The sequence below is a fragment of the Bacillus sp. FSL K6-0972 genome (genome assembly GCF_037976035.1).
Taxonomy (GTDB): domain Bacteria; phylum Bacillota; class Bacilli; order Bacillales; family Bacillaceae; genus Bacillus; species Bacillus haynesii.
This window is the reverse complement of sequence record NZ_CP150260.1, coordinates 632,185-647,500: the sequence shown is the minus strand read 5'-3', so window position 1 is coordinate 647,500 and position 15,316 is coordinate 632,185. Positions and strand designations below refer to the sequence as shown.

The 15,316-nt window shown below is 45.0% G+C and carries 4 protein-coding genes, 2 tRNA genes, 2 rRNA genes and 1 pseudogene (1 of these 9 cut by a window edge); 1 reads left to right on the top strand and 8 read right to left on the bottom strand.

Annotated elements, in window-relative coordinates:
- The 8 genes from MKX80_RS03270 to MKX80_RS03235 all read right to left on the bottom strand — a co-directional run.
- Window positions 1-416, bottom strand: a 23S ribosomal RNA gene (locus MKX80_RS03270) (it extends 2,514 nt beyond the left edge of the window).
- A gap of 236 nt (window positions 417-652) precedes the next feature.
- Window positions 653-2,202: ribosomal RNA gene (locus MKX80_RS03265) — 16S ribosomal RNA — on the bottom strand.
- The 16S and 23S rRNA genes sit together here with 2 tRNA genes alongside, the layout of an rRNA operon.
- Window positions 2,203-2,358: 156 nt before the next feature.
- Window positions 2,359-2,432, bottom strand: a tRNA-Gly gene (locus tag MKX80_RS03260).
- Window positions 2,433-2,444: 12 nt separating this feature from the next.
- Window positions 2,445-2,521, bottom strand: a tRNA-Arg gene (locus MKX80_RS03255).
- Window positions 2,522-3,119: 598 nt separating this feature from the next.
- Window positions 3,120-4,541: a sugar porter family MFS transporter gene (locus tag MKX80_RS03250; protein ID WP_268316478.1), complete on the bottom strand. Its 1,422-nt coding sequence runs from the start codon at window positions 4,539-4,541 to the stop codon at window positions 3,120-3,122.
- Window positions 4,542-5,115: 574 nt separating this feature from the next.
- Window positions 5,116-5,748, bottom strand: coding sequence for a class A sortase (locus MKX80_RS03245; protein ID WP_268293549.1), 633 nt, complete (start codon window positions 5,746-5,748; stop codon window positions 5,116-5,118).
- 100 nt (window positions 5,749-5,848) lie between these two features.
- Complete coding sequence (locus MKX80_RS03240; RefSeq protein WP_268343403.1) at window positions 5,849-11,788, bottom strand: SpaA isopeptide-forming pilin-related protein; 5,940 nt, start codon at window positions 11,786-11,788, stop codon at window positions 5,849-5,851.
- Window positions 11,789-12,088: 300 nt separating this feature from the next.
- Complete coding sequence (locus MKX80_RS03235) at window positions 12,089-13,165, bottom strand: response regulator (RefSeq protein ID WP_154995535.1); 1,077 nt, start codon at window positions 13,163-13,165, stop codon at window positions 12,089-12,091.
- A gap of 173 nt (window positions 13,166-13,338) precedes the next feature.
- Between MKX80_RS03235 and MKX80_RS03230 the strand changes: the two are divergent.
- A pseudogene (locus MKX80_RS03230) lies at window positions 13,339-15,282 on the top strand (sensor histidine kinase); the annotation flags it as partial.
- Window positions 15,283-15,316 lie beyond the last annotated feature (34 nt).

The window sequence follows — 15,316 nt, the reverse complement described above, 5'->3', positions numbered from 1 at the left end:
AGGATCCACTCAGGAGAGAACGAAGTTTTGACTACAGGGCTGTTACCTCCTATGGCGGGCCTTTCCAGACCTCTTCATCTACCTCGTTCTTTTGTAACTCCGTACAGAGTGTCCTACAACCCCAAGAGGCAAGCCTCTTGGTTTGGGCTAATCCCGTTTCGCTCGCCGCTACTCAGGGAATCGCATTTGCTTTCTCTTCCTCCGGGTACTTAGATGTTTCAGTTCCCCGGGTCTGCCTTCTCATATCCTATGAATTCAGATATGGATACTGCTCCATTACGAGCAGTGGGTTTCCCCATTCGGAAATCTCCGGATCAAAGCTTGCTTACAGCTCCCCGAAGCATATCGGTGTTCGTCCCGTCCTTCATCGGCTCCTAGTGCCAAGGCATCCACCGTGCGCCCTTTCTAACTTAACCGTTAAAAAGAATCACTACGTGATATCTTGCATTACAATTGAATGTGAATGTCTACTTTCGTTATCTAGTTTTCAAAGAACAACGCATAGGACATGCTAACACATGCGTTACCACAGGATGTGGCGCATTTAGCAGGTGTTCCTATGTCGGAAGGAATGATCCTTCAAAACTAAACAAGATCTAAACGCACCTGTCTATAAGACCGCAAGGTCTTATATTCCGTATAATATCCTTAGAAAGGAGGTGATCCAGCCGCACCTTCCGATACGGCTACCTTGTTACGACTTCACCCCAATCATCTGTCCCACCTTCGGCGGCTGGCTCCAAAAGGTTACCTCACCGACTTCGGGTGTTACAAACTCTCGTGGTGTGACGGGCGGTGTGTACAAGGCCCGGGAACGTATTCACCGCGGCATGCTGATCCGCGATTACTAGCGATTCCAGCTTCACGCAGTCGAGTTGCAGACTGCGATCCGAACTGAGAACAGATTTGTGGGATTGGCTTAGCCTCGCGGCTTCGCTGCCCTTTGTTCTGCCCATTGTAGCACGTGTGTAGCCCAGGTCATAAGGGGCATGATGATTTGACGTCATCCCCACCTTCCTCCGGTTTGTCACCGGCAGTCACCTTAGAGTGCCCAACTGAATGCTGGCAACTAAGATCAAGGGTTGCGCTCGTTGCGGGACTTAACCCAACATCTCACGACACGAGCTGACGACAACCATGCACCACCTGTCACTCTGCCCCCGAAGGGGAAGCCCTATCTCTAGGGTTGTCAGAGGATGTCAAGACCTGGTAAGGTTCTTCGCGTTGCTTCGAATTAAACCACATGCTCCACCGCTTGTGCGGGCCCCCGTCAATTCCTTTGAGTTTCAGTCTTGCGACCGTACTCCCCAGGCGGAGTGCTTAATGCGTTTGCTGCAGCACTAAAGGGCGGAAACCCTCTAACACTTAGCACTCATCGTTTACGGCGTGGACTACCAGGGTATCTAATCCTGTTCGCTCCCCACGCTTTCGCGCCTCAGCGTCAGTTACAGACCAGAGAGTCGCCTTCGCCACTGGTGTTCCTCCACATCTCTACGCATTTCACCGCTACACGTGGAATTCCACTCTCCTCTTCTGCACTCAAGTTCCCCAGTTTCCAATGACCCTCCCCGGTTGAGCCGGGGGCTTTCACATCAGACTTAAGAAACCGCCTGCGCGCGCTTTACGCCCAATAATTCCGGACAACGCTTGCCACCTACGTATTACCGCGGCTGCTGGCACGTAGTTAGCCGTGGCTTTCTGGTTAGGTACCGTCAAGGTACCGCCCTATTCGAACGGTACTTGTTCTTCCCTAACAACAGAGTTTTACGATCCGAAAACCTTCATCACTCACGCGGCGTTGCTCCGTCAGACTTTCGTCCATTGCGGAAGATTCCCTACTGCTGCCTCCCGTAGGAGTCTGGGCCGTGTCTCAGTCCCAGTGTGGCCGATCACCCTCTCAGGTCGGCTACGCATCGTTGCCTTGGTGAGCCGTTACCTCACCAACTAGCTAATGCGCCGCGGGTCCATCTGTAAGTGGTAGCTAAAAGCCACCTTTTATAATTGAACCATGCGGTTCAATCAAGCATCCGGTATTAGCCCCGGTTTCCCGGAGTTATCCCAGTCTTACAGGCAGGTTACCCACGTGTTACTCACCCGTCCGCCGCTGACCTAAGGGAGCAAGCTCCCGTCGGTCCGCTCGACTTGCATGTATTAGGCACGCCGCCAGCGTTCGTCCTGAGCCAGGATCAAACTCTCCATGAAATAATGGAGCGCAGATTAAGTTCGTCACATCCTGTGACAACATCTGCATGACCTGCATCGTGCAGGCCCCTGACTACGCACATTCGCATGTGCGATTTATTTAATGAATTAACAGGTACGTTTGTCTTGTTTAGTTTTCAAAGATCATTCTAAAATTGGAGCGGGTGATGAGAATCGAACTCACGACATCAGCTTGGAAGGCTGAGGTTTTACCACTAAACTACACCCGCATTGCGAATATATGGCGCGCCCGAGAGGAGTCGAACCCCTAACCTTTTGATCCGTAGTCAAACGCTCTATCCAATTGAGCTACGGGCGCTTCATCAGGCGACTTAACTATAATACTATGAATATCAGTTGAAGTCAAGAAGTTTTTTGAAGTTTTTCTGCCGAAAGAATGAAGTCTTTTTTATTTCGACTTTATCTATTATACACATTTTAAGGCTTTTGTACACCCTTTAAATGATGTATATCATATCTGTGTTTTGAAGCTGTAACTTCGTTGTCTCAGCGACGAATAATAATATATCATGTCTCCAACACATCCGTCAACACCTTTTTTCATTTTTTATACCTCTAAAAAAATAATGCTTCCAGCCATTTATAATAGATGACGTTTCACTGGACCTTTTCATCTTATGTGATGTTTTATTGAATGTTCCCCACTTCATCAAGATATATACGGAACCGAAGCTATAAATCATTAACCTCGACATCACTCTTCCACGGTCATTTAATGAAGGTTTTATTTTCAGAACTGCTTTTAGGAGATCCTCAAGACGCCTCCGGATACATTACTTTTGCGCAGTGTATACAAAAATGCAGGCAGAAATCTTTGTTACGTAAAGATTTCTGCCCACAAACTTCAAATACCTTATCTATAACTCCACCTGCATGTCCCTTAACAATTCAAATTGTCATCCGCTGATTTTAGCGCCTGCATCGCTTGTTGCTTTTTCCGATTTGTAGTTGCGGAAATTATGCTCAAGCTGTTCAAGCGTGAGACCTTTTGTTTCAGGAAGGAATTTTTTCACGAATGCAATGGAAAGAAGTCCAAGTCCGACAAAAATGTAGAATGTCGATGACAGCCCGATCGCATCAAGCAGTATCGGGAACGAAAATCCGACAAAGAAATTAACGATCCACAAACAAAATACAGTGACGCCCATCCCGAGGCCGCGCACACGAAGCGGGAATATTTCAGAAAGCATGAGCCATGTTACAGGAGAAATGGCGCCTTGTTGGAATGCAAGGAAGGTTACAGTCAGTGCAAGTACGACATACGGAAGAGCAACTGAACCTTGAAGGACGTTTGAGAAGATGCCGATAAGCAGCAAAGCTGATGTTGTCCCTATTAAACCGGTCAACAGCATCGGTCTGCGTCCGACCTTCCCTAAAAGCCAAATCCCCACGAATGTCGCCAAAACTGAAATGACACCGTTTGCAATATTTCCGATCAGTGCAGCTTTTGTTTCAAATCCGGCGTTTTTGAGAATTTCTGTTCCGTAGTACATGATAGAGTTTACACCGGTAATCTGCTGAACGATGGCGATCCCGATTCCGAGAAATACGATTCGGCGCACCCACGGAACAGCCAAGTCTTTATAATTCGCCTTTTTCATTTCCGATTCTTTCATGACCGCAGCTTCGATTTCAGCAACTTCCGAATGTGCCCTTTTTTCCTCGCGGATTCTTTTCAAAACGCCCAGCGCCGCTTCATTTTTCCCTTTAGAGACGAGCCAGCGCGGACTTTCAGGCATTCTCAGCATACCAAAGAATAAGAATACAGCCGGGACGGCGGCAATGGCCAGCATGTAACGCCAAACATGTGAAGAATCGCCCATTGTGGTTCCAAGGATGGCATTGAAAGTAAATGCCAAGAGCTGTCCGGAGACAATCATTAATTCATTTTGGGTAACCATTCGTCCCCTTTTTTCTGAAGGAGACATTTCAGCCAAGTAAGTCGGTACTGTAACAGATGCTCCCCCTACAGCAACTCCGAGCAGGAACCGAGAGATGACCATAATCGTCACATCAGGCGCAAGCGTACATCCAAGCGTCGAGAAAAAGAAAAGTACAGCTAGAAAAATGATGTTCTTGCGGCGTCCGATATAATCGGAGAGCCTTCCACCGAACACTGCTCCCAATGCAGCTCCCAAGAGAAGGGAACTTGCGACCAACCCTTCTGTAAATGCAGTCAGGTTCAGCTGATCTCCTTCAGACATATAAGGCAAGGCTCCGTTAATCACTCCGGTATCATATCCGAATAGAAGCCCGCCGAACGTCGAGACTAAAATAACAGTACGCAAAAATGATTTCTGATTTCCCTGTTCATTCATATTTATTTCCCCCGCCTTTGTTTATAGGAAAATTGATTTATTTCCAAAGGTTTTCGAAACATCCTTAAAAGGAGCTCACTTCTTTTCCTAAAAGCCTCATATCTAACTTTTGAAAGTCTCGCCCCGGCAACCCCTCCTTAACAGAAAATTAAAATTTTATTTTGATGGAAGCCGGAGCTTCCGCACAACCAATTACCCACTACGGAATATTTTGGAATCGCTTTCATTTTTATTCCGCTTAAATACATATTGTTAGGTTATAGTAATGTTTTTGGTACATCTTTGTTAGATCTGATATTATCATAATTTTAAAAGCGCTTTCAGTCAACATAAATTTCAGAAAATTTATCTTTTTTCATTGAGAAAAAGCGCTAATAATCGCGGCGCGACAGGATTTTCAGCCGATTCGCATAGCTTCATTTTCTTTTTTTATTATTTATCAGCATTTTTTCACTTTTGTCACTTTATAGTGATCTTTTTGTCACTTTTTTGTGATGTGTAGAATTTTAGTCAATAAAAAAATACCAAGAGGCTTCCCCCTCAGTATTTTTGTCTGCCTACAGCGGACATTCAATTATCTGTGAACAGCAACATGAATCAGCTTTCCTTTAACCGCAAGGCGTCCTTCGGTTCTCACGGCTTTGTCACATGTAATCAGCGTCATTTCCTTTTCTTTCGTCTCTTGAATCATATCTGTGTCCATTTCAGAAATGAATTGTTTGGACGTTACAGCGTATATATAGTCTTTTTTAAAATCTGTGATTTTAACGGTATCCCCTTTTTCAATGTTGATAAGGGGGCCGAATAAGAGGCTCTCCCGCTTCATATGATGTCCGGCCAGCGGGTAGTTTCCTTCTCCCATTTTCTGATCAGGACGCATTGTTGTCGCTCCGTAAAGAAGATTTTGATTGGTTGTGCCTTTCAATATCGGCAGCTTGATATTGACGCTGCTTATGGTGATCCGGCCGATGACCGCTTTCGACTCACGATCGAGACCGGCTTTTACTGTTTCCATAAAAGAAGGCGGCTGAATCGCGTCAAAATCAAATGACGCCTTTTGCGCATTGTTTTGTTCCGCCTGTTCAGCAGTCAATTCAAAACTTTTATTCTTGCTGAGATTGATGATGATGCTTTCTTTAATGAAAGGAGATAAGACGAAGAGTATACCTGATATGACAAGCACGGCAACGATCATTTTTTTATACATGCCTCACAGTCCTTTCTAACCTTAATGTCAAATGAACGAATGCCGGTTTTTTCAAAAAAGCACCTGACCGGTTCAATGATCAGGTGCTTCAATGATTCGTTTACGCCTTTCTTTGTTTCTTTCTTGTGAAGAAAGCGAAGGCTCCTCCAGACAGAATCAGCAGGATTCCGATCATGATCGGAATGATGCTATCTGTGTCACCTGTTTTCGGAAGCATATCTTTCAAATGACCGTTGTCATTTGTTTTAGGATCTTCTTTCGAATTGCGGTCCGGCGTGCCTTTGTTATCTGTTTTAGGGCCCCCTGGGTTGCGATCCGGTGTGCCTTTGTCAGCAGCCGGCGTTTTCAGTTTTTCATTGGACGCGATCACCTCAATCGGTTTTGTCTGTCCTTTTTTAATTTCAAAAGGAATCGGGATTTCATCCAGCTTGTAACCATCAGGAGCCTTCGTTTCGACAAATTGATAGCGTCCAGGTGCCAATCCCTCCGCTGTGAACTGCCCGTTTTGATCTGTAGTCCAGACTGCCGGCAGCTTTTTCCTGTTGCCTCCGGCTTTAACAAGCTTTCCATCGGCATCGAGCAGTTTGAATTCGGCTCCTTTCAAAACGGCTTTTTTATCGTTGCGGTCCACTTTCGTCAGTTTCACATCGCCCGGTGTCAAGTGGTTCTCTGCAGTCATTTGGATTGGCTTTGTATCAGTATTTTTGACTGTGAACGATATTGGCGTTTCATCCAATTGATAATGCTTAGGCGCTTTTGTTTCGACAAACTGGTAGTTACCAGGCTTGAGGCCGTACACTGTGAGCCGACCGTCGGCGTCTGTTGCCAAACCGGTTTTCAGCACCTTGCCATTTTCATCTGTCAAATTGAACTCCGCCCCCTGAAGTCCGGCGCCCTTGTCATCCTGGCCGACTTTTGTGAGCACAACGCTGTTTTTCTTGTTGATAGCTGTCCGTTCAACCTGTTTCGGCTCACCTTCGTGCTCCCCGGTAATGGAGAACGGGATCGGATCTGTTGACAGCAGGTAGCCGTCAGGAGCATATTTTTCAATAAATTGATAGCTTCCCGGCGCCAAACCGGCAACCTCGATTTTGCCGCCTTCTTTAGAGATCAAATCGTCTCTGACTGTTTTGCCATCGCTGTCAATGATTTTAAACACGGCTCCTTCTAATCCATTGCCGTCTTCATCTTTTTTCTCCAAATAAACAGAACCTTTATAGTTAACCGCTGTGCCCGCATCTACATGTGCAGGTTTTCCTTTAGCGGAATCCGGGATGACAAACTCTATTTTCCCGCTGTTCAATACAAAACCATCGGGCGCTTTCGTTTCTACGAAAGCATATTGCCCAGGTGCCAGACCTGAAGCTGTAACGGTTCCATTTTGATCTGAGACCAGTTCTTCCTGCACGGTATTTCCGTTTTGATCTACGATCTTAAAGAAGGCTCCTTCAAGCTTGCGGCCTTCCGCATCTTCTTTTGTCAAATGAACCGAGCCTTTATGATTAACGGCTGCGCCTGCATCAATCGGCTCCGGTTTCCCTTCAGCTGAGCCCGGGATGGTGAATTCTATTTGATCGGTGTTTAACATATAGCCCTCAGGCGCCTTCGTTTCCACGAAAGCATAGCGGCCAGGCGCAAGGCCTGAAGCTGCGATTTTCCCGTCTTCATCGGAAGTGAGCTTTTCATGAACGGTATTCCCTTCATGATCAACGATCTTAAATTCAGCACCCTTGAGCGTATGGCCTTCGGCATCTTCTTTTGTCAAATAAACCGAACCTTTATAGTTGACGGCTGTGCCTGCGTCCACGGATTCAGGTTTTTCTTCTGCGGATTCAGATATTGTAAACTCGATTTCCTTGCTGTTTAACACAAAGCCATCGGGCGCTTTTGTTTCGACAAATGCGTAGCGGCCAGGCGCAAGATCAGATACCGCGATTTTCCCGTCTTGATCTGAGGTGAGCTTTTCATGAACGGTTTTGCCTTCATGATCGATGAGCTTGAATTCAGCCCCCTCTAATTGACGGCCTTCCGCATCTTCTTTTGTTAAATGTGCTCTGCCTTTATAGTTGATCAATGTTCCTAAATTAACGTCAGGCACTTGATTCTTATCATTCGTTTTGACGGAGAAGCTGATTTCTTTTGTATTTAAGAGATATCCTTCAGGAGCTTTCGTTTCCAGCAAACGATAATCGCCGGGCGGCAAACCGTTGATCTCAACTTTTCCGTTTTCGTCGCTCTTAATATTCGTACGTATTGTCGTAAAGGCGCCATCGCCGGATTTTTTCTCCAGCTTGAACACGGCTCCTTCCAAAGGATTCTTTTGTTCGTCTTGTTTGATAAGCGTCACCTTATTCTTCTCATTCACGACTTTGTAATGCGCTCCGGCACTGGAAGAGCTGCTGTTAATCTCAACGGAGACCCCGTCTGCATAAGCGTCGCTGATCGTATATCCGTCAGGCGCTTTGATCTCTTTTAAAATGTAAGTGCCGTAGCGGATATTGCCGAATGTCAGCTTGCCGTCGTCGTCAGTCGTTCCTGTCCGCAGGAGCTGCTCATTATCTTTTGTCCGCAATTGAAAATCTGCTCCGGAAAGCGGCGTTCCGTCTTTTCCCGTTTTAAGGATTGTCAGGCTTCCTCTTTCACCTGAGCCTGAACCGCCGCCGCTTGAAACGGCAACAAAGACCGAGCTGTTGTTTTCCTGGGTCTGTTCTTGAACATTTGTTCCCGAAATCGACACTTTGTTGTGAACATGGCCGCTCGTGCCGGCAATATTGATTAATGATTGGTATTGAATAACATAGGCGCGATCGATTTTTTTGTAATCGCCTATAAATTTCAGGACAAATGATTGTTCTCCTGTTGCATTGTCGGTCTTGATATCCAGTGTATAGTCTTCGCCTTTCTGAAGCTGAACATCATCTGGGACAAGATTTCCGCTGCTGTCTTTGACTGCACCTTTTTCATCATATTTAGCCTGATAAACTTTAAAAGAATCTTCAGCTAAAATTTGGTTGGTATCCGGAGTATCGGTGACTTTTACGTCCTCCAATACCGACTGGCTCGCATTGACATTGATGCTCCAATCGACATAACCTCCATTTTGTTTGCCTCCTTTGAAAACGAGGCTCCCTCCGTCTGCGACCGAAACGGATGCCGTCAACTCACGCTCTGAATATCCGGCATTATGGTATGTCGCCTTGTTGGTGTAAGGTTCATGCTTAATGACCTGTCCTTTAAGCGATGTTTTAAATTCAATAAGATACGGGACAGAATCGTCCGTTTTTAAATGGACAGTCAAAGTATGTTTATTGTCAGCCGACGGCTCTTCCATATCATATTGGGAAGCGGGCAGGATGTCTCCTTCTGTGATGGAACCGTCTTTATTGACTTTATAGCTCTTCACGACAACCGATCCTTTAACAAATTGCTGGTCATCTGCTAAAGAATCTTTAATATATGGATTCTTTGACGGCTCTCCATTATAGTTGATGCCGATTTTCCATGTGATTTCTTTTGAAACAGCGTTATATGAGCCGTTTTTGAAGCCGTTGTGGGATGTCTGGCGATTCGGCGTAAAACTGCTCGCTTCCTTATTTCTGCGTTCAGTGTTGCTGTGATCAGTCCAGGTTGATTCAGCCGTGTTTTTGACATTTTCGTTGGAAAAGTCAGCATTCATATTCGTCGTATAAGTGATCTTAAACTGACTGTTTGTTGTCGCATAATCTCCGATGAGTTCCAGGAGAAAACCTTCATGATCCGGTTTTATTGTCAATGTATAGTCTTTGCCTTCTTCAAGTGTTTTGTTATTCGTCACATCCTGAAGACGGAATGATCCGTCGAGGAGTGTGAGCCCGCCGCTTTCGAAATTGTCATCCAACTTCCAGTTATTCATGGTGTAGTTGTTTTTGTTGATTGTGATCGTCCAATCGACCGTTTTCTTCTGGTAATCAATGTTTGAATAGCCTTTTATCAAATTTTGCTGAATGGCTGTACCTGAAGCTTTCTTTGATTCCCCTGTTCCGGTCACTGCGGTGTTCGTATATGTTGTTGATTTATCGATGATCACTCCGCTGTTGACCTCGGTTTGATACGTGATTTTGTAAGCTCCGGTAACATTTTGGTTAAATTTGATTTCAAACCCGTTTCCTTTATCGGAGAGCGTATAATCTTTGCCTTCCGTTAGAGGCGTTCCCGCCTGCTCACTTCCGTTCTGATTGAAAGTAATCGGAATCACCTTTAAGGAATCTGAAACAAGATGCAAATCATCGGAACCAAACGAGTCCGTTATACTCGCCTTGGATTCGTCAATCTTTTTCTCCCCATAGTTATATAAAATCGTCCAGCTGAAAGTCTGTGAATCGCTTTTATAGCCTGTCGACGATTTTTCAATCATTTTCCCGTATTTGGCTGTGACAGAGGCCTCTGCAGAAGCCGGTTCCAGTTTGTCTCCGCCGAATGTCGCCTTATTTGTGAATGCAGCGTTTCCGCCTTCGTCCGGCTTTGCGGAGTCATCGATGTCCGTCACATAGATCAGGCGATAAGCCGAATCAATGTCACCGTCAAATGTGACATTCCCATCTGAGTCCACGGTGTAGCCTGAAAGAACTTCATCTCCCTGGCTGACTGAACCATCTATGTTGACATCTAATTGATAAACTTTGACAGAACGATAGATCAATCCTTCCGGAAAGTTCTCGGTCAGCTTGGCATTTTTGACTTGATCCAATTTTTTGTTGAGGTCGACTGTCCATGTGACTTGCCCCGGGTTGATGCCTTTATCAAAAGTTCCGGATTTATCAATGGTTTTGCTTACGTTTGGTTTAAAATAAACCGTTACCTCCGGAGTGTCTGATTTCACCGGGAAAGGAATCTTTTGAGTCGTCGAGCCTTTTATTTTTTGCGCGTTAAACTGCGTATTGACAAACAACGTCCCTTTGACATTCGAATCTTTTTTCACTTCACCGTTAAACGTCATCACAACATGGCCTTTTGTATCAATTGAAAAATAGCCGTACGTGATGCCGTCTGAGCTTAATGGCTGATTCATAATATCGTTGTACATGATAAAAGCTTCAGGCAGATCAAATTCATAGCGATCACCGTCGTTTATCGTCTTTCCGAGCTCATTCGGTATGTCCCAAGCAATTGAAATTTTCGCCGGAGAATTCGTGTCGGCTCGGTTGCTTTTGTCATAAGGATTTCCGTGCTCATCCGTCAGCGTCACGCCGGTTAAAATATTTTGGGTGATTTGATTGCCACCGGACGCAAGGCTTCCGGCTGCCGCTGCTCTTGAAGATGCTGCCGGTTTTGTATCGCTGCTCTCAGCGTCGGCAGCTGCTTTAGTCTTCGCTTCCTCTTTGTCCTGTCCTCCTGAAGATTTTGATTGATCGTCTGCTGCTGCCTGATCGTCCTCAGATGACGGAGCATCGTTTTTCGCCGTTTCAGATTCGGAACTTGTATTCACGGGTATGATCACTTGCTGCGTCTTGCCTGCTCCGAGTTGAAAGAGAGCTGTGACCGTTTTTGTATCGCTTTTCACATCTGCGGCAAACTTTGCTGACAGAGCGATGGACCCTTTTGCCCCGGCAGAAACCTCGGCTGAGCTGTTCAAGGTTACGGTTAAAATATTGCTGTCCGCTTCTACTTGATAGCTGCCGATGATCTGCTGATCTGCGGATTTCACGTCTCCCTCGGCATCCTGAGCGAATTTGAAGCTTTTAGGTACCTCTACAGTGAAACTGTTTTCGGCGCCGGCTTCTTCATCGTTTTTTAACGACCACTCGTATGTGAGTGTCACTTTGTCACCCGGCTTTAATGCTGGTTCGTCTCCCTTTGAGCCGTCAACCGTTTGATCTTCGCTGTTTTTGATTGTCACTGAATCAAAAAACACGCTGCCGTCTGTTGATGTGCCGGCAGCCACTGCCGTCAGCGTAAAGCCGACAACTTGACTGAAGATCAAATACAATGCCAGGCAAGTGATCAAAAATGATTTCAGCCCTCTTTTTTTGCTGAGACTGAACGAATATTTTTTCGATCTCAAATTGTGATTCCTCCCCTTTTATGATGTTTTTGTGTACGGATCGATTGAGCCTGGAAAAGGCCGGCCTCCCTCCTGAAAATTCTTTTCTATTTGCAGAATGACAGGCTTTTAAAATCGTTGCTGTATGTTTAGCGGCGGTAATCAAGATGTCGCGGGTATGAATTTTGCTTAATGTCAGCTGACATCATCCGAACCAAACTACATTGTATGGGATGGAACTATACAATTTCTGAACATCGGCATGTAAGCTAAAAATGGCATAAAAAAAAGACCGACTGATCCGGTCCTCATGTTTACCTTTTAATTCATTTTGTCCTTCATTTGTTTGTAGCGCTCATACTCCTTGATCGCTGCTTCAACATTCCCGGTTTTATTAAACAGCTGCATCTTGTATTGGATGATTTTATGATCGAACGGTTCGATTTTCTCGATCAGCAGACATATATCAAGCGCCCGGCGATAGTCTTTTTCATGAATAAGGAAATCGACCAGTTCATAAGCTTTTCCAAGCCATATCCGGGCAAGCCGCGTCTTTTCCGGTTCTGCCCACAAATAGCCGTGTTCCATAAAGTAATGGTTTTCGTATGCAAGCAGCAATTCCATGTGCCGGTTGATCGTCGCCATATGGATTGGAGGAGCCTCTTTCAGCGACTTCTCCCATTCGTCAGCATCCACTTTTACACCGGAAATCCGGAGGACATATCCTGTGTCAGTCTTCTCGATGGATTGGCCGAAAGGAAGCCTTTCGATTAATTTTCTGATTTGATAAATCGCCGTATATAGCTGGGTGCTTGCTTTAGAGACATCGTGATCAGGCCAGAACAGGTCGATCAACACGTCTTTGCTGATCACATGGCCGTGATGATGAAGCAAATACGTGTAAATTTCGCGGGCTTTGGACGTTCTCCACTTAACGGGTATATATGTTTTGACACCCTTCTCCGTTTTGTAAAATTGCAAGTTCCCAAAACATTGGATGAAATAGTCCCCTCCGGCATTTTCCGCTGAAGTCTTTAGCAAGCTGTTTTCCCTGATCCGTTCAACCGTCTTCACGAGCCGGACGTAATCGACGGGTTTGAGCAAATAATCCATCGCATTTAATTCAAACGCTTTTATGGCAAAATCGTTATAGGCCGTGATAAAAACAACCTGAATGTTTTCATTCAGCGATTGAATCGCTTCAGCGAGCTCAATCCCGTTGATCCCCGGCATTTCGATATCAAGAAACACCGTGTCTATATCCTGAAAATCCGGTAACTCCAGAACATCAGCCGGATCTTGAAACATTTCAATGGATCGAAAGCAATTTGTTCGTTCAAGCATATTTTTAAAATGAAGCAATGCCAGTTCCTCGTCATCCACAATTAACGCTTTCACGACACACCCACCCCATTTTCATCGAATCATCTGGAAATTATTATAATGATTATATCATGTCTATGGCCCTATTTAGTTGGATTCATTTTCTTAATCTTGTAGTTTATTAACATTTAAGAGTACAATATTCATAAGATTCGACAAGACTGCAGCAGGTTGAATGAGGAGTGCTCATGTTGAAAAAGCTATTTGTTTTCATTTCGATTATTCTCGGCTATGCCGGCTTCTTTTTTATTTTCTTGTTCATTAACAATCAATTATCCGATCAAAACTATCCTGAAGCGAAGCAAGGAAACATCAATCTGGAAACATGGGATTTTCAGAAAGATGGGAACATCGCGCTCACCGGAGAATGGACACTATACCGAAACCAGCTTCTCTCGCCAAAGGCCATCCATTCAGGCAAAGGAAAAGCCCCCATTTATTCCGATGTGCCTAACAATGTCAAACTTACCGATTCAGGAAAAAACGTGGATTACGGTACATACAGACTGACGATCCGGTCAAAGCAAGATAATGAGATGTTCGGAATCAGCACCTCTTTTATTAACAGCGCAAACCGAATTTATTTCAACGGCAAATTGATCGGGCAGAGCGGAACCCCTTCAAGCAAAGCGAATTTTACAGCGCAAAACAGGCCATATACGAGTTTTTTCGAAATTCAGCGCGGGGACAACGAGTTGATTGTACAATTTTCGAACTTCAAAAAATCACCTTCATGGGGGATAGAAAAACCGATTACCTTCGGAACGCAGCAGCACATTTTACACCAAAGCAAAATTTCTTTTTTTAATGAAACCAGCATGATCACGGCATTCTTCATTACCGGTTTATACTTTCTCGGCTTTTTCCTGCATCGAAAAAGAGATAAGCACTTATTCTTTTTTTCCACGATGTGTCTTCTTTTTTCAGTCATTGTGCTTTTAATCGGAAGAGAACGAATGATCTTTCTTTTCTTTCCGTCTATTTCATTCTCAGCTTTAAGCGTAATGAGGGCGACCACAATGGTGCTTGTCAGTATGGCGGTTTTTCTCTATCTCTATTTCGCTTACAGAGAAATCGTTTCAAAAAAATGGATGATCGCCGCGACTTCATTTTCTGTACTAGTTTTGATGATTGATTTTATATCGTGGGGTTTTACAGACCGGCTCGCATATATATTGCATTCCGTTCTTGCCGTCACGACTTTGATTTATATTACGTATGTGTTTGCGATTTCTGCCCTTCGGAAAATGAAAGGCAGCCTTTATCTTACGACTGCAGCGATCTCGATGAGCGCATTCGTCATTTTAACGACCGTTTCTGCTTACAGCGGCAAAAGAGGCTTTTCATTCAATTCGCTCTATGCCGTGCCGTCGATCATCGCTTTGCTGGCGGCTGTTCTGATGATGGCGCAGCAATTCGCAGGCGCGTTTCGCGAGAATGAAGTCCTATCCTTGAAATTGCTCAGAATGAATCGATTAAAAGACGAATTTATCGCCAAAACATCGCATGAATTTAAAACGCCGCTGAACAGCATGATTAATATATGCCAAACCCTTTTGGCACGGAAAAGAAAAAGGACGCTAGAGGAAGAAAAAGAAAATCTGCAGCTGGTCATCCGCATGGGATACAGGCTCTCCAGCCTCGTAAACGACATTCTCGATTTGGAAAAAATGAAGCAGGGCATGCTGCAGATTCAGGCCGTTCCTGTCGATACCCATTCGGCGATCAGTACAGAAATGGACTTCTATCGGCTGTTATCAAAAAATAAAAATGTCCGGATTGTAAACCGGGTTCCATCCGGACTGCCGCTTGTCTTGGCTGACGAAAACCGCTTCCGGCAAATCATGACCAACCTGGTTGATAACGCAATCAAGTATACGCCGGAGGGACAAATTACGCTCACTGCCGAGAGGCTTAATCAAGAGATGGTCAAAATTACGGTAGCGGATACCGGAGTCGGCATACCAAAGGCTGTCCGTCAATCGATATTCGAATCTTTTCAACAAGCAAAAAACCATAAAGACGACGGAGCCGGACTCGGTTTAAGCATCGTCAGACAGCTTGTTCAGCTTCAAAATGGAGAGATCTGGGTAGAATCGGAAGAAGGGAAAGGATCGGCATTTCATTTCACACTGCCTGTTGCAAAGGATGATTCGCTTCCTGACG

Coding starts and splice junctions, on each gene's coding strand:
- MKX80_RS03250 (WP_268316478.1), bottom strand. CDS start 4,541: ATGAATGAACAGGGAAATCAGAAATCATTTTTGCGTACTGTTATTTTA.
- MKX80_RS03245 (WP_268293549.1), bottom strand. CDS start 5,748: ATGTATAAAAAAATGATCGTTGCCGTGCTTGTCATATCAGGTATACTC.